This window comes from uncultured Desulfovibrio sp., assembly GCF_949282365.1.
GTDB lineage: Bacteria > Desulfobacterota > Desulfovibrionia > Desulfovibrionales > Desulfovibrionaceae > Desulfovibrio.
In genome coordinates, this window is the sequence record NZ_CASDOY010000032.1 from 1 (window position 1) to 21,751 (window position 21,751).

20 protein-coding genes and 2 pseudogenes are annotated in these 21,751 nt (G+C 67.8%); 8 read left to right on the forward strand and 14 right to left on the reverse strand.

The features are described from left to right. The 4 genes and pseudogenes from Q1X76_RS07090 to Q1X76_RS07105 all read left to right on the forward strand — a co-directional run. Window positions 1-619 (forward strand): annotated as a pseudogene (locus Q1X76_RS07090) (hypothetical protein); the annotation flags it as partial. A 10-nt stretch (window positions 620-629) separates the two neighbouring features. After that, window positions 630-1,070 carry a LysO family transporter gene (locus Q1X76_RS07095; protein WP_300718928.1) on the forward strand — a complete coding sequence of 147 codons (441 nt, stop codon included), beginning with the start codon at window positions 630-632 and terminating at the stop codon, window positions 1,068-1,070. Beyond that, window positions 1,067-1,666, forward strand: a complete 600-nt coding sequence (locus tag Q1X76_RS07100) for a lysine exporter LysO family protein (protein WP_300718929.1) — start codon at window positions 1,067-1,069, stop codon at window positions 1,664-1,666. Before Q1X76_RS07095 ends, Q1X76_RS07100 begins: the two co-directional genes overlap by 4 nt. 16 nt (window positions 1,667-1,682) lie before the next feature. Beyond that, window positions 1,683-2,363, forward strand: coding sequence for a DVU0298 family protein (locus Q1X76_RS07105; protein WP_300718930.1), 681 nt, complete (start codon window positions 1,683-1,685; stop codon window positions 2,361-2,363). Window positions 2,364-2,675: 312 nt separating this feature from the next. Here the strand turns inward: Q1X76_RS07105 and gap are convergent, their stop codons facing one another. From gap to Q1X76_RS07140, 7 genes are all read right to left on the reverse strand, one after another. After that, window positions 2,676-3,692: a type I glyceraldehyde-3-phosphate dehydrogenase gene (gene gap / locus Q1X76_RS07110; RefSeq protein WP_300718931.1), complete on the reverse strand. Its 1,017-nt coding sequence runs from the start codon at window positions 3,690-3,692 to the stop codon at window positions 2,676-2,678. A gap of 143 nt (window positions 3,693-3,835) precedes the next feature. Then, window positions 3,836-4,390 (reverse strand): GAF domain-containing protein, encoded by a 555-nt coding sequence (locus Q1X76_RS07115; RefSeq protein ID WP_300718932.1) that lies wholly within the window; start codon window positions 4,388-4,390, stop codon window positions 3,836-3,838. A 257-nt stretch (window positions 4,391-4,647) separates the two neighbouring features. Continuing rightward, entirely contained in the window at window positions 4,648-5,754 is a 1,107-nt protein-coding gene (gene rodA, locus Q1X76_RS07120) for a rod shape-determining protein RodA (RefSeq protein ID WP_300718933.1), read from the reverse strand. A gap of 18 nt (window positions 5,755-5,772) precedes the next feature. Further along, window positions 5,773-7,788, reverse strand: a complete 2,016-nt coding sequence (gene mrdA / locus Q1X76_RS07125) for a penicillin-binding protein 2 (RefSeq protein WP_300718934.1) — start codon at window positions 7,786-7,788, stop codon at window positions 5,773-5,775. Continuing rightward, window positions 7,775-8,245, reverse strand: a complete 471-nt coding sequence (locus Q1X76_RS07130; RefSeq protein WP_300718935.1) for a hypothetical protein — start codon at window positions 8,243-8,245, stop codon at window positions 7,775-7,777. Before Q1X76_RS07130 ends, mrdA begins: the two co-directional genes overlap by 14 nt. Before the next feature lie 3 nt (window positions 8,246-8,248). Then, window positions 8,249-9,139, reverse strand: a complete 891-nt coding sequence (mreC, locus tag Q1X76_RS07135; RefSeq protein WP_300718936.1) for a rod shape-determining protein MreC — start codon at window positions 9,137-9,139, stop codon at window positions 8,249-8,251. A 78-nt stretch (window positions 9,140-9,217) separates the two neighbouring features. Further along, the gene (locus tag Q1X76_RS07140) at window positions 9,218-10,258 is read right to left on the reverse strand and encodes a rod shape-determining protein (RefSeq protein WP_006007445.1); all 1,041 of its coding nucleotides are present in this window, start codon (window positions 10,256-10,258) and stop codon (window positions 9,218-9,220) included. A 247-nt stretch (window positions 10,259-10,505) separates the two neighbouring features. Between Q1X76_RS07140 and Q1X76_RS07145 the strand changes: the two genes are divergently transcribed. Further along, complete coding sequence (locus tag Q1X76_RS07145) at window positions 10,506-11,444, forward strand: TIGR01212 family radical SAM protein (RefSeq protein WP_300718937.1); 939 nt, start codon at window positions 10,506-10,508, stop codon at window positions 11,442-11,444. A gap of 328 nt (window positions 11,445-11,772) precedes the next feature. Here the strand turns inward: Q1X76_RS07145 and Q1X76_RS07150 are convergent, their stop codons facing one another. The 5 genes from Q1X76_RS07150 to epsC form a co-directional block, all read right to left on the reverse strand. Beyond that, window positions 11,773-13,152, reverse strand: a complete 1,380-nt coding sequence (locus Q1X76_RS07150) for a sodium-dependent transporter (protein ID WP_300718938.1) — start codon at window positions 13,150-13,152, stop codon at window positions 11,773-11,775. A 56-nt stretch (window positions 13,153-13,208) separates the two neighbouring features. Next, window positions 13,209-14,510: an NCS2 family permease gene (locus Q1X76_RS07155; protein WP_300718939.1), complete on the reverse strand. Its 1,302-nt coding sequence runs from the start codon at window positions 14,508-14,510 to the stop codon at window positions 13,209-13,211. 330 nt (window positions 14,511-14,840) lie between these two features. Next, window positions 14,841-16,094, reverse strand: coding sequence for an amidohydrolase family protein (locus tag Q1X76_RS07160; protein WP_300718940.1), 1,254 nt, complete (start codon window positions 16,092-16,094; stop codon window positions 14,841-14,843). Window positions 16,095-16,112: 18 nt separating this feature from the next. After that, on the reverse strand, window positions 16,113-16,250 hold the full coding sequence (locus Q1X76_RS07165) for a hypothetical protein (RefSeq protein WP_300718941.1): 138 nt from the start codon (window positions 16,248-16,250) through the stop codon (window positions 16,113-16,115). Further along, window positions 16,247-17,158 carry a serine O-acetyltransferase EpsC gene (gene epsC / locus Q1X76_RS07170; protein ID WP_300718942.1) on the reverse strand — a complete coding sequence of 304 codons (912 nt, stop codon included), beginning with the start codon at window positions 17,156-17,158 and terminating at the stop codon, window positions 16,247-16,249. The genes Q1X76_RS07165 and epsC overlap by 4 nt, the downstream gene beginning before the upstream one ends. 236 nt (window positions 17,159-17,394) lie before the next feature. On the opposite strand from epsC, the gene Q1X76_RS07175 reads away from it, so the two are divergent. Further along, on the forward strand, window positions 17,395-18,324 hold the full coding sequence (locus Q1X76_RS07175; RefSeq protein ID WP_300718943.1) for a phosphoglycerate dehydrogenase: 930 nt from the start codon (window positions 17,395-17,397) through the stop codon (window positions 18,322-18,324). A 798-nt stretch (window positions 18,325-19,122) separates the two neighbouring features. Here Q1X76_RS07175 and Q1X76_RS07180 read toward each other — a convergent pair. Together Q1X76_RS07180 and Q1X76_RS07185 are read right to left on the reverse strand one after the other, a co-directional pair. Further along, the gene (locus Q1X76_RS07180) at window positions 19,123-20,193 is read right to left on the reverse strand and encodes a radical SAM/SPASM domain-containing protein (RefSeq protein ID WP_300718944.1); all 1,071 of its coding nucleotides are present in this window, start codon (window positions 20,191-20,193) and stop codon (window positions 19,123-19,125) included. Beyond that, window positions 20,190-20,834 carry a hypothetical protein gene (locus Q1X76_RS07185; RefSeq protein ID WP_300718947.1) on the reverse strand — a complete coding sequence of 215 codons (645 nt, stop codon included), beginning with the start codon at window positions 20,832-20,834 and terminating at the stop codon, window positions 20,190-20,192. Before Q1X76_RS07185 ends, Q1X76_RS07180 begins: the two co-directional genes overlap by 4 nt. A gap of 6 nt (window positions 20,835-20,840) precedes the next feature. Between Q1X76_RS07185 and Q1X76_RS07190 the strand changes: the two genes are divergently transcribed. After that, window positions 20,841-21,149, forward strand: a complete 309-nt coding sequence (locus tag Q1X76_RS07190; RefSeq protein WP_300718946.1) for a PcfB family protein — start codon at window positions 20,841-20,843, stop codon at window positions 21,147-21,149. Continuing rightward, a pseudogene (locus Q1X76_RS07195) lies at window positions 21,146-21,664 on the forward strand (type IV secretory system conjugative DNA transfer family protein); the annotation flags it as partial. The gene Q1X76_RS07190 and the pseudogene Q1X76_RS07195, both read left to right, overlap by 4 nt. Window positions 21,665-21,751: the final 87 nt, after the last annotated feature.

A 21,751-nucleotide genomic window follows, 5' to 3' on the forward strand; every position in this document is an offset into this window, starting at 1 on the left:
CGCTGCGGGACAGCGCCGTCCCGCGCGCCCGCAGGCCCCGGCCCGGGGCGCGGAGGCCCCTGCCGCTCCGGCCCGGAGCTGGCGGCCTTTGCCGCCCCACGTCTGGCCCGCCGTCTGGCAGGAGCGGCTCTCCCGTACCCGGCAGGGACGGGTGGTCTGGACCTACTGGAACCTGGGCCCCGACCTCTGTGATCCCCAGGCCCCCGGCAAGGCGCAGCGCAGTGCCTTTTTCCGCCGTCTCATGCAGGATTTGGCCTATCCGGCGGGCACCAGCACCTTCTGGCCCGTCTGCCTGCCCGATCCCGAGGCCTCTCCCGAAGCCCTGGCCCGCGCCCGCGCCGCCAGCCCCGACGGCAGCACGCCGCACTATCTGCCCAATGCCGACGTCTTCTGGTCCGGCGTGCAGGCCCTGCATGCCCGGGCCGTGGTGGTCATGGGCTCTGTGGCGGCCCGGGCCCTGCAACTGCCCGCCGAAGTGCGTCCGCTCCAGCAGCTGCGCCATCGCGGCAGTCTGGTCTGGGTGCTCTGGGACGTGGAATTCCTCCTTGACGAACCGCAGCGCTATACGGCCATGCTGGCCTTCGTGCGCCGGGCGCTGCAGCAGATCTCCAGACGCTGAAAGTACGACCATGTTCACCGCTATCGGACTGATGCTCGCCGGCATCGCCCTGGGCTTCGCCCTGCGTCCTTTCCGCTGGCCCGGGCTGCTGGGCCGCGCCATCTCGCCCACCATCATGCTCATGCTCTTCGCCCTCGGCGTGGCCGTGGGCGGCAATGCGGCCCTGATGGCCGATCTGCCCGTGCTGGGCGGCAAGGCCCTGGCGCTCACCGTGGCCTGCGTGGCGGGCAGCCTCATCTGCACCGTGGCCGTGCGCCGCTTCTTTCCCGGCGCCGGGCCCCGGGGGGGGGAGGACCCGGAGGGAACGGAAGGGGCGGGAAGGCCGGGGGCTGGCGCGGCTGTTCCCGGCACGGCTCCCGACGCTGCCCCGGGCACCGTCCCGGGCGTGCGCCCCGCGCAGGCGGGCCAGGCAGGCCTGACAGGCCGGGCAGGCAGGGAGGCTCGGCCGTGAGCGGCAGTCTGATGATCCTGGGCTGTTTCGTGCTGGGCGTGCTCCTGGCCTGGCTGGGCTGGATACCGGACTATTTCCTGGAGCATGACGGCACGCTCTACGTCCTTTATGCGCTGATGTTCCTGGTGGGCATCTCCATCGGTCACGACCGCCGTCTGGGCGAGATCCTGCGCACCCTGCGCCCCCGCGTGCTGCTCCTGCCCCTGGCCACCACCGTGGGCACCTTCGCGGGCGCGGCCCTGGCCAGCGTCACCCTGGCCTATTCCCTGAGCGAATGCCTGGCCGTGGGGTCCGGCTTCGCCTACTATTCGCTCTCGTCCATCTTCATCACCCAGTACAGGGGCGCGGAGCTGGGCACCGTGGCCCTGCTGGCCAACATCATGCGCGAGCTGGCCACATTGCTTTTCACGCCGCTCATGGTACGCTGGATCGGTCCGCTGGCCGCCATCTCCTGCGGCGGCGCGTCCACCATGGATTCCACCCTGCCGGTCATCACCCGCTTCGCGGGCAAGCAGTGGGTGTTCGTCTCCATCGTGCACGCCATGATCCTGGATTTCAGCGTGCCCTTCTGGGTGACGTTCTTCTGTACCCTGTAACGCAAGGAGCTGCGTCATGGCCCGCATGCGTGCCGCCAAACAGCAACTGAAAGAACTGCTTTCCGCGCCCGACTGGCGTGATCATCTGCCCGGACTGCGCTCCATGGGACAGCCCGCCGTGGGGCCGCTGTTCTCCTTCCTGCTGCTGGAACCCTTCATGCGCCACAAGGCCGCCCTGGCCCTGGGCCAGGTGGTGGCCGGTATCGAGGAGAAAAGCCCCGAGGACATGCACAACATCATGCGCCGCCTCATGTGGCACATGAACGAGGAATCCGGCAACATCGGCTGGGGCATCCCCGAGGCCTTCGGCGAGGTCCTGGCCGCCTGCCCGCGCGCGGCCAGGGAATTCCACCGCGTGCTCATCTCCTATGTCATCGACCTGGGCCGGGACGACAACTTCTGCGATCACGGCCCCCTGCGCCGCTCCTGCTTCTGGGCCATCGGCCGTCTGGCGCAGGCCCGGCAGGAACTGGCCCTGCCCGCGCGGCCCTGGCTGCTCAAGGGCCTGGAGGACGAGGATGTCCCCTGCCGCGGCATGGCCGCCTGGGCCCTGGCCCAGCTGCCCCGCGACTTCATGGATGCCCCGGCCCTGCGCCGTCTGGCCGGGGCCGGGCATGAGGAGCTCTGCGAGGTCTTCGACGGCGAGAAGGTGGTGGAGAAGACCGTTTCCGAACTGGCCCGCGAAGCGCTGGGTTAGGCCCGGGACGCATGACGTTTTGTTTTTTTGGGGGGGAGGGATCCCTTTGCGTTGCTGTCGATGCCCGTAAGACCTTGCGGCCTAACGGGCACGGCCCTGCGGGCCGCCGTCCGGTCGCGCGTTGCTGTCGATGCCCGTAAGGCCGTGCCGGCTGCCGGGCCCCTGGAGCGCATGAAAAAAGGCCATCCGTGACGGATGGCCTTTTTCGTTGGCTGGGGGACCGGAGCGGGGCAGACGGCCCGGCTCCCCCCGGGGGACAGGGGCACGGGGAAAGGCCCCTGCGCGGGGCCGTAGCCCGCCCGCCGGAGTCGGTTACAGGCCCTTCTGCTGCATCAGGCAGATCAGGTCGCAGACGCGGTTGGAGTAGCCCCATTCGTTGTCGTACCAGGCCACGACCTTGACCAGATTGCCGTTCTGCACCGTGGTGTAGGGCGCTTCCAGGATGGAGGAATGCGGATCGCCCTTGAAGTCCGTGGAGACCAGGGGCAGGGTGTTATAGCCCAGGATGCCCTTGAGGTAGGTCTCGCTGGCGTCCTTGAGGGCGGCCAGCAGGGTCTCGGTATCGGTATCCTTTTCCAGGATGCCGTTGAAGTCCACCACGGAGACCGTGGGCGTGGGCACGCGCAGCGAGTAGCCGGTGAACTTGCCCGCCAGTTCGGGGATGACCTTGGCTACGGCCTGGGCCGCGCCGGTGGAGGTGGGGATGATGTTGCAGGCGGCGGCGCGGGCGCGGCGGGGGTCCTTGTGGGCCATGTCGAGGATGCGCTGGTCGTTGGTGTAGGAGTGGATGGTGGTCATGTTGCCCAGCCTGATGCCGAAGTTGCGCTGCAGCACCAGGGCCACGGGGGCCAGGCAGTTGGTGGTGCACGAGGCGTTGGACACGATGTGGTGCTTGGCGGGATCGTACTGGTCGTGGTTCACGCCCATGACGATGGTGATGTCTTCTTCCTTGGCCGGGGCGGTGATGATGACCTTCTTGGCGCCGTTGTCCATGTGCACGGAGGCCTGGGAGGCCTTGCGGAAGATGCCGGTGCTTTCCACCACCACGTCCACGTCATGCTGGCCCCAGGCCAGCTGATGGGGATCGCGTTCGGCGAAGCAGTGGATGTTCCAGTCGCCGACCTTCACTTCCTGGCCGTCCACCCGGGCGTCGAGGAAGGCGCGGCCGTAGACGGAGTCATACTCCAGCAGCTGGAAATTGGTGGTGGCGTCGAAGAGGTCGTTGATGGCCACCACCTCCACGCGATCCGCGTACGTCTGGCGCAGGGCGCGGAAGACCTGGCGGCCGATGCGGCCGAAACCGTTGATACCGACACGAACTTTTTTCATTGTCATTCACCTTTGCCCTTGCGGGCTTGCTGTCTTGATGGGGGCGGGAGGCGCAGCGGGGCAGCCCGCGCTGCCGGGGGCCGCGCCGGAGGACCGGACGGGCGGCCACGGCCCGCGGGGCCGTGCCCTGCGCCGGAGCCGGTCTAGTCTTCGTAGAGCGAGTAGGCGTGCTTGGCCATCAGCTCGTAGTTGTTGCGCAGCGCGTCGTGCAGGCGGGCATTCTCGATGGCCACGGCGGAGACGGCGGCCACGGCCATCATGAAGCTTTCTTCCTCGGCGGAGAACTCGCGTTCCTGGGCGGAGTAGACGCGGATCAGGCCGATGACCTTGCCGCTCACGCTCAGGGGCGCGGACAGCACGGAGACCAGGCCTTCGGCCTTGGCCGATTCGGGATACTGGAAGCGGCCGTCAGAGGTGGCGTCCTTGAGGTGGATGGCCTTGCCGGCCAGCACTTCGCTGTCCAGGCCGCTGCGTTTCACTTCCACGGGGCCCTTGCGCATGTAGGTTTCGGAAAGGCCGTAGGCGGCGCTGGGCAGCAGGAAATGCCCGGTGCTGTCCAGCAGGCGGATGGTGCAGGCCTTGCAGTCCATGGCCTTGGCCGTCTGTTCGCTGATCTTGTGCAGCACGTCCTTGGGGTCAAGGCTGGCGTTGATGGCCAGAGCCACGTCGCGCAGGGCGCTGAAATAATCCTGGGGCATGGAGAACCTCCTTGGGATGGGGCGCCGCCCGTCCCGGCGGGGCGGCGCTGTTTGCCATTGGGAAGACGACCCCTGCGCGCGGGCCTGCCGGGGATGGCGCAAGCGCGACAGAGGGGGCGGACAGGGGTGTCCGGCGGTCGGAAGGCCCGGGGCGGGCCGTGCGGACCGGGGCGGCGCATGATCGGGCTGCGTACCGGGAACAGGAGGTGGGAGGGCTCCCGTCCGGCGCTCCCTTTCCCGGCGGGGCCGGTCAGGGCTCAGCTCTTGAACATGAAGCGCCGCATGGAAACATTAAGCACGATGCCCAGCAATGTGAAGTTCACCACGGTGGCGCTGCCGCCGTAGCTGATGAAGGGCAGGGGGATGCCCACCACGGGCATGAGGCCGATGACCATGCCCATGTTGATGCATATCTGCCAGAAAAAATAGAAAAAAACACCCACTGCCAGCATGCTGCCGAAGCGGTCCTTGGCCTGGACCACGGTGGAGAAGATGGAGAGCAGGAAAAGGGAAAACAGGGTGACCAGGGCCACGCAGCCCACGAAGCCCCACTCCTCGCCGAACACGGCCAGGGCGAAGTCCGAATGGCGCTCGGGCAGGAAGTTGAGCTTGTTCATCATGCCTTCCATATAGCCCTTGCCCCACAGCTCGCCGGAGCCGATGGCGATGCGCGACTGCAGGATGTGGTAGCCCGCGCCCAGGGGGTCGTCGCCGGGATTGAGGAAGGTCAGCACGCGCTGCTTCTGGTAATCGTGCATCAGCACGAACCACATCAGGGCGGCCACGCCGGGCACGGCCAGCAGACAGGTGCCCAGCACATAGCGGCGCAGGCCGTGGAAGAGGATCATGCCGGCCATGATGAGCAGCACCATCATGGCCGTGCCCAGGTCGGGCTGCTTGAGGATGAAGACCACCGGCACCAGGCCCACGGCCAGGACGGAAAAAAAGTGCTTCCAGCCCAGGGGCTGGCTGTCGCGGGCCAGCAGGCGGGCCACCAGGATCAGCACGGCGATCTTGATGGGCTCCGAGGGCTGGATGGTGAACAGGCCGAAGGAGATCCAGCGCTTGGCGCCGTAGAAGGTGGAGCCCACGAAGGGCACCAGCATCAGCAGCACCAGAAAGAAGAGATAGGCGGGCCAGGCCAGGTTGCGCAGCTGGCGGTAATCGAAGAGCGTGGCCAGCAGCATGCAGCCCAGGCCGCACAGGCCCCAGACGAGCTGGCGCTGGTAGAAGCTCTCGAAGGCGAAACCGGTCTCCACGCGGGTGCCGCTGGCGGAATAGAGATTGGCCACACCCGTGAAATAGAGCAGCAGCATGCAGGCCAGCAGTGCCCAGTTGATGTAACCGAGGAGGCGCTTGTCCATGGGACGTTCCTGTGGCCGTCAGCGGCGACGGCGCTTGGGCAGATCGTTGCTTTCGTTGCTCATGCCCGGCAGGGGGCCCGAGGCGGGGCCCAGCATGCGGCCGGCGGGCTGGAGCGTTTCCTGGACGGCCTGCCCGGGCGCGCCCGCATCGGGCCCGAAGAGGTGATCGTAGACCTTCCTGGCCACGGGGCCGGCCACGCTGGAGCCGCCGCCGCCGTGTTCCACCATGACGATGACCACATAGGTCTTGCCGTTCTTGCGGCCCCATGTGGCGATCCAGGCATGGTCGCGGTGCAGGTAGGCCAGTTCCGCGGTGCGCAGGCGGCGGTCGTTGGCGGTCATCTTGAGCTTGGTCACCTGCGCCGTCCCGGTCTTGCCGCCCATGTCGGCGTCATGGCGGCCCACCACCCGGGCCGTGCCGCCGCCCGCCGTGCGGCGCATGGCCTGGACCACGAAACGCAGGTGTTCCAGCCGGGCGGGGATGCGGCCGCGCACCTCGCGCGGGGCGTCGTCCAGCAGCTGGGGCTTGAGCAGGTCGCCGCCGTTGAGCATGGCCGAGACATAGACGGCCATCTGGATGGGCGTGACCAGGGTGAAGCCCTGGCCGATGGAGGTGTTGAAGGTGTCGCCGCGCACCCAGACCTGCTTGCGGTAGCGCTGCTTCCAGTCGCGCGAGGGCACCAGGCCCGAGCGCTCGTGCGGCAGGTCCACGCCCGTGGGCTTGCCGAAGCCGCATTGCTTGGCAAAGGCCGAGATCCTGTCGATGCCCAGACGCTCGGCCATGATGTAGTAATAGACGTCGCAGGAATTGATGAGCGACTGTTCCAGGGTCTGGCTGCCGTGGCCGCCGCGCCGCCAGCAGCGGAAGATCTGGTTGCCCAGTTTGGTCTGGCCGCCGCAGAAGACGGTTTCGCGGGGGTCCACGCCGTTCTCCAGGAAGAATACGGCCATGAGCAGCTTCCAGACCGAGCCGGGCGGATAGACGCTCTGGATGACGCGGTTCTGCAGCGGGTAGCGCTTGCTGGTGCGCAGGGCCTCCCAGTCGCGGTGGGAGATGCCCGCGGCGAACAGGTTGTTGTCATAGGCCGGGGAGGTGACCAGGGCGCGCAGCTTGCCGGTGTCCGGCTCCATGACCACCACGCAGCCCGCCTCGCCGCCCAGGGCCTCCCAGGCGGCCTGCTGCAGGTCGCGGTCCAGCGAAAGGGCCAGCTCCTGCCCCGCGCTGGGGGCCTCGCGCAAGCTCTTGGCCAGCATGCGGCCGTGAGCGTCCACTTCCATCTGGTACAGGCCCTTGTGGCCGCGCAGGCGCTTTTCCAGCTCCAGTTCCACGCCGGCCTTGCCCACCAGGTCGCCCATGGCCAAATCCGGGTCCTTTTCCATCTCCGTGCTGTTGGCTTCGGCCACATAGCCCAGCACATGGGCGAAAAGGTCCTTTTCGGGATAGTGGCGCGTGGTGCGGACCATGATCTCCAGTCCGGGCCAGTTGACCAGCTCGGCCTCGATGCGCGCCACCTGGCCGAAGTCCAGGCCGGAGACCAGGGGTAGGGCCTCGAAGGGCTTGGTCTTGAAACGGTCCTGATGGTAGCGGTTCTGCAGCTGCTCCAGGGGCATGTCCGTCCACTGGCTGATCTGGGCCAGGGTGGCGGGGATGTCCGGGCAGTCCTCGCGGATGATGGCCAGGCCGTAGGCCGTGCGGTTGTCGGCCAGGATCTTGCCGTGATCGTCGAAGATGCGGCCGCGCGGGGCGAAGATGCGCTCCGTGCGCAGACGGTTCTTCTGGGCCTGGCTGGTCATCTCCGAGCCCAGATGGAGCTGGAGGTACCAGAAGCGGGTGACGAAGACGAAAAAGAAGATGCCCACCAGCACCTGCAGCAGCAGGGTCCCGCTGCGCGGGGGCTGGTAGCGTTCGCTCTCCACCTGGATGGTCAGCCAGGAGCGCCAGTTCCGGCGCTTGCGCCGGGGGGCCTGCGGCGGGGGGGCCGCCGGGGGCTGTGCCGGAGCGGGAGGAGGGGTGATGCGCCTATTCTTCGTCATGCGAGCGTGCCAGTGGCCGCGTGGCCGTCAGGATCGCCCAGGCCACGGGCAGATACAGGGCCTGCAGCAGGCTCCTGTCCAGATATTCCTGCGGAGAGAAGGGCACGGCGTACAGCGGGGAGAACAGCCAGCCCAGACCGAAACAGGCCCCGCCCAGGCACACGGCCAGCAGCAGGACAAGGAAAAAATTCCCCAGCCCCAGCAGCCAGCGCAGGATGCGGTAGATCAGGCAGACCAGGGCATACCAGACCACGGAGGCCCCGAAGGGGCTCGTGCCGATGCCTTCCTGGAGCAGGATGAAGAGCGGCAGCAGCCAGCAGAGGCTCTTGTAGTCCCGTTCCTGCAGCAGGATGACCAGCCCCACCACCAGGGCGTCCAGGCCGGGGACCAGGCTTTGCACGCAGATGCCCAGGGCCACGAAGCACAGCCACCAGAAGACGTTGCGCACGGCCTGCATGGGCTAGCGCTCCCTTTTGGGGGGCCGGGGCGGGCCCACGAAGTCCGGGGCGGGCTCGCTGGGGCGCAAAGGACGGTTGATGCCGCTGGGTTCCAGCAGCAGCACCTCCTCCAGCTGGCGCACGTCCACCAGCGGACGGGCCGTGACGGCCAGGAACTGGGTGGAGTCCGAAGGGGCCACGCTGTCCACGGTGGCCACGGGGATGCCCTTGGGGTATTTGCCGTCCAGACCGGAGGTGATGAGCAGCTCGCCGGCGGTCACCGGTGCGTCGCGCTCCACGAAGCCCACCTCCAGCGGCTGTTCCAGGCCCTGGCCGCTGAGGATGCCGGCGGCACGGCTCTGCTGGGCGAAGACCGCGATGCGGCTGCCGGGGTCGGTGATGAGCAGGACCGTGGCGGCATGGGGGCTGGCGCGCAGCACGCGCCCCACCAGTCCCATATTGGTGACGATGGGCGTGCCGGGATGGGCGCCGGAGGTATAGCCGCGGTTGATGGTGATGCTGTCCTGGATGGCGTTGGGGCCCATGCGCCCGGCCAGGATGCGCGCGCCCACGGGCTTCCAGGCGCTGTCCACGGGCAGCTGCACCAGCTCGCGCAGGCGGGCCAGCTCGGCCAGGTCCTCGCCGTGGGAGACGATGCGGGCCTGCAGCTCGGCCACCTGGGCGCGCAGGCGTTCGTTCTCCTCGCGTACGCCCACCAGGTCCACATAGCGCCGCCAGGCGCCCAGGACGCTGCTCTTGACCGAATCGAAGGTGTCCAGCACCGTGCCGCTCATCTCCAGGCCCACATTGGCGGCGATGTCGTCAAGCGTGTGCGTGCGCTGGTTCCAGGTGTACATGCCCAGAAACAGCACCAGCAGGCCGCCCGCCATGAGGAGAAAACGTCGGAACGTCACAATGGCACCCGTGAGAGCAGCAGGAAAAAAAGGACGGCCGTGCCGGATGGGGCGCGGGCCGTCCTGCACAAGCAATGGTTAGTCGATGCAGACGTCTTTGAGCACGTGGATGTTGTCCAGGGCCCGGCCCGTACCCATGACCACCGTGGACAGGGGATCGTCCACCACGGTGATGGGCAGGGAGGTCTGCTCGCGCAGCAGCTGGTCCAGGCCCTTGAGCAGCGCGCCGCCGCCGGTCAGCACGATGCCGCGGTCCACGATGTCGGCGGCCAGTTCCGGGGGCGTCTGTTCCAGGGCGATGCGTACGGCCTGCACGATGCTTTCCACCTGTTCGGAGATGGCCTTGCGCACTTCCTCCGAGGTGATGATGATGTTCTGCGGGATGCCCGTCACCAGGTCGCGGCCCTTGACCTCGATCTGCTGTTCGGGATCCATGGGATAGGCCGAGGCGATCTTGATCTTGATCTCTTCCGCCGAGGCTTCGCCGATGAGCATGTTATACTTGCGTTTGACATGCGTCATGATGGCTTCGTCCATCTTGTCGCCGCCCACGCGCACGGAGCGGGCATAGACGATGCCGGCCAGGGAGATGACGGCCACCTCGGTGGTGCCGCCGCCGATGTCCACCACCATGTTGGAGGTGGGCTCCTGGATGGGCAGGTCGGCGCCGATGGCGGCGGCCATGGGCTCCTCGATGAGGTAGACTTCGCGCGCGCCGGCGGACTGGGCCGATTCCTTGACCGCGCGTTTTTCCACCTGGGTGATGCCGGTGGGCACACAGACCATGATGCGCGGGCGGACCAGATGGCGGGAATTGTGCACCTTGGTGATGAAGTGGCGCAGCATGGCCTCGGTCACTTCAAAGTCGGCGATGACGCCGTCCTTCATGGGGCGGATGGCCTTGATGTTGCCGGGGGTCTTGCCCAGCATGCGCTTGGCGTCGGCGCCCACGGCCAGGACCACGGTATTGCCGCGCGAATCTTTCTTGACCGCCACCACGGACGGTTCACGCAGGACGATGCCCTGGCCCTTGACGTAGACACAGGTATTGGCCGTGCCCAGGTCGATGGCCAGGTCATTGGAGAACATTCCCAGGAAGAAATCCACGATCTTGGACATTACGCTCGCTTGCCTCGTTCTACTGGTATGCGTATGGTGCTGCCATCGTGCGGAGAAAGGGAAGTACGGGACCCGGATGCGGGCCCCGGGCCGGCTCCCGCGGGAACCGGGCCGCGCAGGCGAAAAGCGCACGGCAGCAGACAAAACTTGTTCGGCTAAAACGGGCTTGAAGTCAAGCTGTTGCGGACATGGTACAAATTTTTTCTCCTGCCCGCGCGCGGGAAAATCCGTGAAAAAGGCGTGAATCATGCTGCTTTGGCATACCCTGGCCACCTATTTCCGGCGCAAGTACGGCGTGCGGGTGCAAAAAATTCCACTGGACGCAGGCGCCACCTGCCCCAACCGGGACGGCACGCTCTCCCGGCAGGGCTGCGTCTTCTGCAACGACAGCGGCTCCGGCTCCGGCATGGGCCTGCGCGGCCTCGGCCTGCGCGCCCAGTGGGACGCCTGGTACGGCAAGTACACCGCCACGGACAGCGACCGTTTGTTCATGGCCTATCTGCAATCCTTTTCCAATACCTACGGTCCGGCCGACCGCTTGGCCCGCCTGCTCGGGCAGGTGGCGGCCCTGCCCGGCTGCCGGGGCATCGCCGTGGGCACGCGCCCGGACTGTCTGGACAGCGGGAAGCTGGCCCTGCTGGCGGGCTGCGGTCTGGACGAGGTCTGGCTGGAGCTGGGCCTGCAGACCTGCCGGGACGCGACCCTGCGCCGCATCAATCGCGGCCACACGGTACGGCAGGCCGAGACTGCCGTGCGCGCGGCCCTGGAGGCCGGGCTGCTGGTCTGCGGCCACCTCATGGCCGGTCTGCCCGGCGAGGAGGAGCGGGACTTCCTGGATGGCGTGGACTGGGCCGTGTCCCTGGGCCTGCAGGGCCTCAAGCTGCACAACGTCTATGTGCCGCAGGGCACGGGGCTGGCCCGGCTGTGGCAGGCCGGGGACTACCATCCGCTGGCCCGCGACGAGTATGTGGACTGGCTTTGCGCCGCCCTGCCGCGCATCCCGTCCACGGTGGTCATGCAGCGCATCCAGGCCGATCCCGCGCCGGGCGAACTGCTGGCCCCGTCCTGGGCCCTGGAAAAGCGCGGCATCATCACCGACCTGCGCCGCGCCCTGGCCGCCCGCGGGCTCTGGCAGGGCTGCCGCGCCGACGCCACGGACGGCAGGCCCGCCTGGTTCGGCGGTTAGGCGTGTCCGCACGAATGTTATGATTTATCTCAAATAACTGCAGCTTTTCGCCCAGGCATGCCCAGTAAAGGATGCTTGTCGCATGTCCTTGCGTTCATCTGAAAAAGCGCGCCGGGAAGCATGAGGGCTTCCTTCCCCCCAACAAACAAAACCTCATGGGGCCTGGGCCCAGGGGCACGGGGCCCGGCCGCTGTCGCGCCGGCGGGCGTTCCTCCCCGGGCCCGCCCGGCGGCCGCGCAAAAAAAACCACCCGCGGGACGGGTGGTTTTTCGTTGCCGGAGCGCGGCAAGGCGCGTCCGCGGGGCTGCGGGCGGGGCCGCCCGCGGCCTTACTTGCAGAACTTGTCCACATAGCCCATGACGAAGACGAAGACGATCAGGCAGGGCAGCACATAGGTCACATAGCCGCGCAGCCAGCGCGGGAACTTCATGCCCATGCCCTGGTCCACTTCGGCGATGAAGTTGTCCCAGCCCCAGCCGCGGCGCAGGCAGCAGAAGAGCAGGAAGAACAGGCCGCCCAGGGGCAGGATGTTGTTGCTGATGAGGAAGTCTTCCAGATCCAGCACGCAGGTGCCGGGGCCCAGGGGCTGGAAATCGGCCAGCAGATTGAAGCCCAGGGCGCAGGGCAGGGAGAGGAGCCAGATGCCCGCGGCATGGATCCAGGTGGCGCGGCGGCGTTCCATGCCCCAGACGTCGGCGCTGTAGGAGATGATGTTCTCGAACACGGCGATGACCGTGGACAGCGCCGCGAAGCTCATGAAGATGAAGAACAGCGTGCCCCAGAGCTGGCCGCCGGCCATGACGTTGAAGATGTTGGGCAGGGTCACGAAGACCAGGCCGGGACCGGCGCCGGGCTCCACGCCGAAGGCGAAGCAGGCCGGGAAGATGATCAGGCCGGCCATCAGGGCCACGAAGGTGTCCAGGCCCATGATCCACATGGCCTCGCCGGTCAGGGAGCGGTCGCGGCTCTGGTAGCTGCCGAAGATGCACATGGCGCCGATGCCCACGGAGAGGGTGAAGAAGGCCTGGTTCATGGCCGCGTTGATGACCGGGAAGATGCCGGTCTTTTCCAGCTTGGCGGGATCGGGCGAGAGGTAGAAGGAGACCCCGGCCTCGGCGCCGGGCAGGGTCAGGGCGCGGATGACCAGGGCCACCAGGATGAAGAGCAGCCCCAGCATCATGATCTTGACCACGCGCTCCACGCCCTTCTGCACGCCCATGGCGCAGACGCCGCAGCCCATGAGCACCACCAGGGTCATGCCCACCACCTGGGCCACGGGATCGCCCAGGGTGGCGCCGAAGAACTTGCCCACGCCGGCGGCATCCAGGCCGCTCAGGGCGCCGCTGGCCATGTACCAGCAGTAGTAGAGCATCCAGCCCGTGACCGTGGTGTAGAACATCATCAGCAGATAGCTGCCGATGAGGGCCACCTTGCCGCCCCAGTGCCATTTGCTGCCCCTGGGCTCGAGGATGTGGAAGGCCAGGCCCATGTTGCGGCGGGCGGCACGGCCCACGGCGAATTCCATGATCATGGTGGGCACCACCGCGAACAGGCAGACCAGATAGATGCCCACGAAGATGGCGCCGCCGTAGGCGCCGGTGATATAGGGGAAACGCCAGACGTTCCCCAGGCCGATGGCACAGCCCGCCGAAAGCAGCAAAAAGCCCAGACGGCTCCCCAGCATCTCACGCTGCGTATTACCAGACATAATTCCGCCTCGATTCCTCTTGATCCTTTGAAAGTTACACTAGGTTCGGCCTGTCCCTAGCCGCGCAACCCGAAGTTGACGGCAAAGCAGACGGCGACGATGTACATGATGGGGCTGACTTCGCGCCAGCGGCCGGTCAGCACGCGCAGGACCACGAAGCTGATGAAGCCGAAACCGAAGCCCGTGGCGATGTTGAAGGTCAGGGGCATGGTGATGATGGTCAAAAAGGCCGGGATGGCCACGCTCAGGTCCCGGAACCTGATCTGCACCACTTCCTGCATCATCAGCGCGCCCACCAGCACCAGCACCGGGGCCGTGGCATAGGCGGGCACCATGGCCACCAGCGGGGTGAAGAACAGGGCCAGCAGGAAGAGCCCGGCGATGGTCACGGCCGTGAGCCCGGTGCGGCCCCCTTCGGCCACGCCGGCGGCGCATTCCAGATAGGAGGTGGCCGTGGTGGCGCCCAGCAGGGCGCTGCACATGGTGCCGATGGAGTCCGTGACCAGGGCCCGGTCAAGATGCCGGATGTGGCCGTTCTCGTCCATGAAGCCGGCCTTGCGCGCCAGACCGATGAGCACGCCCATATTGTCGAACAGGTCCACCATGGTCAGGGTGAAGATGATGGAGATCAACCCGTGGTGCAGGGCGCCCCTGAGGTCCATCTGCAGGAAGGTCTCGGTGGGCAGGGGCAGCCGGAAGCCGGAGAAGACCTGCTCCGGCATGGCCGTCACCCCGCAGAGCACGCCGATGACGGTGACGCTCAGGATGCCGATGATCATGGAGCCGGGCACCCGCAGGCACATGAGCATGCCCATCAGGGCCATGCCGCCCAGGGCCAGCAGGGCTTCCGGCCGGGTCAGGTGGCCGAGGGTGACGAAGGTGGAGGGATCCGCCACCACGATACCGCAGTTCTTGAGGCCGATGAAGGCGATGAAGGCCCCGATGCCCACCACGATGGCGTATTTGAGGTCCATGGGCACGGCGTCGATGATCATCTGGCGCACGCGGGTCACGGTCAGGAGCATGAAGAAGACGCCGGAAATGAAGACCGCCCCCAGGGCGGTCTGCCAGCTGTATCCGGCCGGACCGCAGACATAGTAGGCGAAAAAGGCCGTGATCCCCAGGCCCGGGGCCACACCCACGGGGAAGCGCGCCCACAGGCCCATGAGCAGGGTGATGGCGATGGTCACCCAGATGACCGCGGCCACGGCGCTTTCACGGGGGATGCCCGTATCGGCCAGCATGGAGGGCACCACGAAGATCAGGTAGCACATGGCCATGAAACTGGTCAGGCCGGCGCGCAGCTCCTGCCGGACCGAAGTCCCGTTGGCCTTGAGGGCAAAGATTTTTTCCAGCATGCGTCCTCCTTTCCGTCGCAGCCTTCCTGCCGGGGCCGTGCCGCTGTGGGAGTGCGGCGCCCCGGATGGCGGGCAAAAAAGACCGGCAGCAAAGGCCGGTCCCCGGGCATCCCGGTCCGCCGTCCTGTCCCCGGTGGATCTGCGGCGGTCCGTGCCTGTCCCGGGCCATCGTGTCCCGGACCTGCGCGCGACATGCGGGACCTGTCCCCAAGGCCCCGCCGTCCTGCGGCGCGAAGCGTCCTTATACCCGGCAAGGCGCGCTCTGCCAAGTGCGCCCGCACGGCAGCGGCGCGGCCTCCTGTGCGAAGAGGCCGCGCCGCCCTGGGTGATCTATTGTTCCGCTCCGGCCCCGTGTCCCGGGCCTTCCCAGCGGCCGTCGGCCACCAGCCGGCGGCCCTGCGCCCAGACATGGCGCGGCCAGCCGTGGACCTCCAGCCCCTCGTAGGGCGTGTAGTCGCCCTGATGCAGCTCGCGGGCGCTCAGCTCGCGGCAGCAGGCGGGATCCAGCACCACCACGTCGGCGTCCCAGCCGGCTTCCAGACGGCCCTTGCGTCCGTCCAGGCCCAGCAGGCGGGCGGGCGCGGCGCAGGCCACGTCCACGAAGCGCGGCAGGGTCAGGCGGCTCTTGCAGACCCCTTCCGAAAAGAGCAGGGGCAGGCGCGTCTCCACGCCGGGCATGCCCTGCGGGCAGGCGAAGACGCTGTCCCGTCCGGCCTCCCACTTGCACGCATAGCTGATCTCGTCATGGGCCGAGACCACATGGTCCAGCAGACCGCGGGCCAGGGCCTCCCAGAGCAGGCGGCCGTCGCGGGCCCCGCGCAGGGGCGGCATGCAGACGTATTTCAGCCCTTCGGCAGAGCCTTCGCCGTAACTGGCGGCATCCAGCAGCAGATAGCGCGGCGCGGTGCAGGCATGGACGCGCCCGCCGCACTCATGTCCGCCGGAAAGCGCCGTCAGCGAACGGGACGAGGCCACCGGCCCCAGGCACAGGGGGCTCTGCGCGGCCGAGGCCAGGGTCAGGGCCAGGCGGACGCCCGTTTCTTCGGCATAGGCGGGGAAGACCTGGGGCCAGACCTGCACGTCGCAGGGGCCCGCCGCCTCCAGCCGGGCCCGCAGGCCCCTGCTGACAGGCTCCAGGGCGCAGGGCACCAGAGGCAGGACGCCGCGTCCCGCAAGCCGGTGCAGGCGCTCGCAGGCGTCGGCGGCGGTCAGCAGGGGGGCCCCAAAGGCCGCGCAGACGGTCCCGTCCGGCAGTTCTCCGGCGGCGTCGCCGTGCGGCACCACAGTCAGCGGCAGGCCGTCCGTGACCGGCGCGGAACCGTCCGACGGCGGCAGCACGCCCAGGCAGGTGGTGCCGCCCAGGGCCGCGGCCCTGCACAGTGCGGAAAGATCCGCCCCGGCGGGACGTACCTGGGCGTCCACGCCGCCGGGCAGCACATAGCAGTCCGTGGCGTCCACCACGCAGGCGTCCGTCGCGGGCAGGCCCGCGCCCACTTCCACGATGCGTTCGTCCTCAAACAAGACATCGGCCCTGCACACGCCGTCGTGGCGCACCACAAGACCTCCCTGAACCAGAGTACGCATGATCCCGACCTCGTTCGCTTACAGGCCGCGTCCCACGGAGACGCCGCCGATCATTTGTCCCTTGGCCTTGACCTCCGTGCCGCAGCCGCCCAGGCAGACGGCCAGCAGGGCCGCCGCCAGCAGGCAGAGCAGGAAGGACCGCCTGCCGTACCTCATGAGGGCCGCTCCTGCGTGACCCGGGCCCCGGCGGGCACGTCGTCCGTGATCCAGACATTGCCGCCGATGACCGCGCCCCGGCCCACGGTGACGCGGCCCAGGATGGTGGCCCCGGCATAGACCGTCACCCTGTCTTCCAGGATGGGGTGGCGCGGGATGCCCTTGGTCAGGGTGCCGTCGGCGTTCTTGGGGAAGGAGAGCGCGCCCAGGGTCACGCCCTGGTAGAGGCGGCAGCTGTTGCCGATGATGCAGGTCTCGCCGATGACCACGCCGGTGCCGTGGTCGATGAAGAAATCGTCGCCGATGGTGGCCCCGGGGTGGATGTCGATACCGGTGCGCGAGTGGGCCATCTCGGAGATGATGCGCGGGATCAGCGGCACCTTGAGGCTGTAGAGCTCATGGGCGATGCGATGATGCAGCATGGTGTACATGGAGGGGTAGCAGAAGATGGTCTCGCCCGGGCTGGTGGCCGCGGGGTCGCCCTCATAGCCGGCCTGGGCATCCCCGGCCAGCTTGTGGCGGATGTCGGGCAGCTTGTCCATGAAGGCCAGGGCCAGTTCGCGGCTGTTGCGTTCGCAGTTCTGGCAGCCTTCGCCCTCGCCCGCGCAGGAAAAGGAGATGCCGCGCTGGATCTGCTCGGTCAGCAGCCGGTAGACGCTGTCCAGGTTGGCGGCCAGATGGTGCCGCATGGATTCGCGCCAGACCCGCGCCGCCCCGAAATAGCCGGGAAAGAGCGCGGCCCGCAGACGTTCCATGATCTCGGCCAGCCTGTCCAGCGACGGCATGACCATGCCGTGGGCGGAACAGTGCAGGACCTTGTCCAGGGAATCGGGATGGCAAAGACGGTCGACCACGGAATCCAGCCGCTCCATGGCGGCGGAAGAAGAATTGTCCTGAAGTATGCTCATAGCGTACCTGCATTGCGTTTTTCGCGCATTGTACACGGCAGGGCCACGCAAGGCAAAGGGAAACGCGGGCCCCGGCGGGCTGCCCCCGCAGGCAGGCCCCGGGGGACAGGCCCGGGCGGACACGCCCCCGGGCGCCGCCCCCTGCCGGGCCGCCGGACCGGCCGCGGACCGTGATTGACAAATCCCCTGACTGGGCTAGCCTTGCCGCACATCTTTCTTCCAGCAAGGAGCCCTGCATGAAAGTTCTCGCCACGCCGCGATCCTTCGGCAAAAACGATCCCGAACTCTTCGACATCCTGCGCGACGCCGGACTGGAAGTGCTGCGCAACGATACCGGCGGCATCCTCTCCGCCGCCCAGATGCGCGAAAAACTGGCCGACTGCGAAGGCCTGATCCTGGGCGTGGACCCGGTCGACGCCGGCGTGCTGGCCGCCGCGCCCAAACTCAGGGCCATCGCCAGGTACGGCGTGGGCTTGGACAATATCGACCTGCCCGCCTGCGAGGCCCGGGGCATCAAGGTCTCCCGCACCGTGGGCGCCAACAGCGAGGCCGTGGCCGACTACACCCTGGCCCTGATGCTGGGCGTGGCCCGCAAGGTGGCCCTCATCGACCGCCGCTGCCGCCGGAAGGACTGGAGCAAGATCACCGGCATCGACCTCTACGGCAAGACCGTGGGCATCATCGGCCTGGGCGCCGTCGGCCGGCGCGTGGCCCGCCGCTGCGGCGCGGGCTTCGGCATGAAGGTGCTGGGCCACGACGTGTGCTGGGACGAGGCCTGGGCCGCTGAGAACAGGGTCGAACGCGCCGGTCTGGAACGCATCTTCCGCGAAGCCGACTTCATCAGCCTGCACACCATCCTCGACGACAGCACCCGGCGGATGGTCGATGCCGCGCGCCTGGCCCTGATGAGGCCCACCGCCATCCTCATCAATACCGCCCGCGGCGAACTGGTGGACAGCGCCGCCCTGCTGGACGCCCTGGAACAGAATCGCATCTACGGCGCAGGCCTGGACGTCTTCGAGCAGGAACCGCCCCGGGACGAGCGCTGGTACCGGCTGGACAACCTGGTCATGGGCTCCCACTGCTCCTCCTCCACGGCCGGGGCCGTGGCCAGCATGGGCCACATGGCCGTGGACAACCTGCTCCGCGACCTGGGCCTGAAGTAAGCCGGGAACACGCGGGATCTTTTGTGTGTGACGAGAGGGGAAGGGGCATTTTTTGTAAAAACTGCCCCTTCCCCTCTCGTGCTCTCCCCATCCCCGAAAAAACTTTTGTCCAGGCCGGGATGGCACGTCCCCGCCGTTGTCCGGGCGCTCCCGCCATTCCTGCCTGACCGGGCGAGCTCCACGGCCCGCCGGCTTGTCCGTGCGCGCGGGGAACAGGGCCTATCGATTGCGGCGCTACCCCGGTGATACCGCCATGTCCGTGCGCATGGGAGCTCGGGAAAGGACGGTGCTGCGGGCAAGCTCCCCAGGCGCCCGCCTCCTGTCCGTACAGGAAGAAGGGCTGGCGATGTGGGGACCGCCATGATGGAGGCGGTCCCGGTTGTCGGGAGCAGGTGGCGGCAGGGCTTTCCCCTGTCGTCCCGGCGTTGCCCGCCAGCGCCGGGGCCCGCCGCATCAATCATGGCCGTCAGTGTGCGGGGCCGGACGCGCCGTCAAGAGATAACGATTCGTTTTACCATGCTGGACCTGTCCCCGTGCAGGGCCGGACGCACCTTCACGGGAGAGACGCTTTGCAAGGGAGCGTCTCGCGTCCCGGTGCAGGCCCGGACGCGCCGGACCGATGCGTGTGACGTCCTGTGCCGGGGACGGCAGGGACGCCGCGTCACATGCCGGGGACTGGCGCGCCGCCCTTGATGAAGCGCGTTTGGAGGGGGATGGGGGGAGTTTGAGGGGGGCAGGGAGGACCTTTGTGCGTTCGCCAAAGGTCCTCCCTGCCCCCCTCAAGTCCGCTCCCGCGGCCTACCAGATCTTTTCGAAGCGTTTGGAGCAGCCCACGCAGGGCAGGTCGGGCCAGGGGCCGGCCAGGGCGGCGCGGAAGTCCGTGAAGGCCTTGTTGCGCCAGAGCCCGGCCAGTTCCCCGGCGGGGCGGCCGTATCGGACGCGGGCGAAGACGCGCCGTTTGGGGTCGTCCTCGCTGGTGGGCAGGTTGACGTAGACGCAGGGCGAGAGGTTGCCTTGGGTATCCACATAGAGGGTGCGGTCCACGTTTTCGCGGCAGCCGTTGCGCACGCGGCCCACGGCTTCGGGGTCGGGCAGGGCGTACCACAGTTCCCGGCCGCTCTGGCGTACCCGGGCGGCCACCGGGGCCAGCACGGCGGCCGCCGCGGCCACTTTGTCCGCTTCTTCGGGGCTGTAGGCTTCCGCGGCCAGTTCCGGCGCGGCGATGTAATCCATGGTGCTGACCACCGCGCAGCGCACGTCCAGTTCCTCCATGAGCTCGGGCAGGCCTTTGACGGCTTCCAGCTGCGAGGGCAGGAGCAGGTAGGCCAGATGCAGCTCCGGGTGCCGGCCCTGTTTCTGGCGGCGCACGTCCTGCAGCTGGCGGATGGCCGCGCAGACGCGGCTGAAGGGGATGCCCTGGCGGCTGGCGTTGCTGGCCTCGTCGGTACCGGCCAGGGAAAAGGCCACCACGTCCATGCCGCTGTCCACCACGGCGGCGGCCAGGGCCTCGTCCATGTGCTGGCCGCAGGTGGTGGTGGACACGGCGCAGCCCGCGCGCCGGGCCACGCGCACGAAATCCATGAAGCGGGGGTGCAGGAAGGGCTCGCCCCAGCCCTGCAGGTGCACGCGGCCGCACTGGCGCATGAGCGGCCAGAGGGCGGCGAAGGTCTCGGCGCTCATGAGGCGCGACTGCCAGACGTCTTTCTTGGTGGTGTGCGGGCAGTAGGTGCAGCGGCAGGTGCAGACCGAGGAGACTTCCACCTGCATGCAGAGCAGGGGCGTGGGGCGCCCGGTGAGGGCCTCGCGCAGGCGCTGGCGCAGGCCGGGGCCGGGCAGGGCCCGGGGGCTCAGGGGATCGGGCGCGTTCATGCGGCCTCCTCCCCGCCCAGCAGGCGGCGCAGGCGGGAGAACCAGCCGCTGCCCTGGTTGTCGGCGCGGGTGTTCCAGCCGGTCTCCAGGCAGGGCAGGGCGGGCCGGGCATGCCACTTGCCTTTGAAGAAGCGGATGCCGGGATCGATGCCCAGGCCTAGGCAGAAGCGCATGTGGCCGCGGGCCTCGGCCTCGCTGACCAGCCCGGCCAGCAGGGCGTCGGCGCAGCCGGGCACGGCCCCCTGCCGCCGGAAGGCGAACATGTAGAAAGCCGTGGTCAGGGAAGCGTAATCGCCCACGGCCAGGGCCTGCAGGCTGTTGTCCCGCTTGTGACGGGCGGCCCAGAGCTGCACGTCGGGATGGCAGCCCACATAGGCTTCCAGGCGGTTGAAGATCTGCACGGTGCCCGGCTCGAAGGGCTTGCGGCGCAGGAAGTCCTGCACCAGGGCGGCGTGTTCCGGCTGCCAGGCCTCGCGCACGATGTCCACCTCGCGCAGGGCGCGGCGCTCCATGTTGCGCACGTTCTGCCACGGCAGGGAGCCGTCCTCGCGCAGCAGGGGCAGGGCCAGGTCCCAGTAGGCATCCGGCGCGCCCTGGCGGGCATCCTGCGGCGCGCGCGTGGGCCGTACCGGCGCCAGCACGGTGATCTGCCGCACTTCCGGCAGGGCCAGGGCGTGAACACGATGGAGATTGACGACGCCAATCTGCGCCAGTTTGAGCGCATCGCGCGCAAGTACGGCGTGGACTACGCTGTGAGGCGGGATACCTCGGCAGATACGCCGCGCTTCCTCGTGTTCTTTAAAGGGCGAGATGCCGACGCAATCATGGCAGCGCTCAAGGAGTTCTCGAGCGCAAAAGAACGCAAGTCCGAGCGCCCGTCTCTGCTGCAAAGGCTCCGGGACATTGTGCCGGTCGTGGGCGCGCAAAAGGAGCGCAAAAAGGAGCTTGAGCGATGAAAGCAAAAAAGCTCATACTCACTAACCTGCCCTATGTGCTCATAGGCCTCGCCTGCACCAACTTGGGCGAGGCCTGGCGCATGGCCGAAGGCGGCGATGCCTCGGAGAAGATACTCGGGCTGTTCAGTGCTATTCCCTCTGCATTTGGGAACCCGCTTCCGAGCTTCAACGCGCTGGATTTGCTCGTGGGCTTGACCTGCGGGCTGCTGCTGCGCTTTGCCGTGTACATGAAGGGCAAGAACGCGAAGAAGTACCGGCACAACATCGAGTACGGCGCGGCCCGCTTCGGCACCGCCGAGGACATCCGGCCATACATCGACCCTAAGTTCCAGAACAACATCATTCTCACGCAGACCGAGCGCCTGACGATGGATTCGAGGCCGAAGAACGCAAAGACCGCGAGAAATAAAAACGTCCTCATCGTCGGCGGCTCCGGCTCGGGCAAGACGAGGTTTTTCATCAAGCCCAATCTGATGCAGCTGCACAGCTCTTACGTCGTCACCGACCCCAATGGTAATTTACAATAAGGATAAAGGGAGCGCGCACCCTCAAGAAAGGAGGTTACACCCCATGAAGAAACAGCCGGACAAGGGAAAAATCAC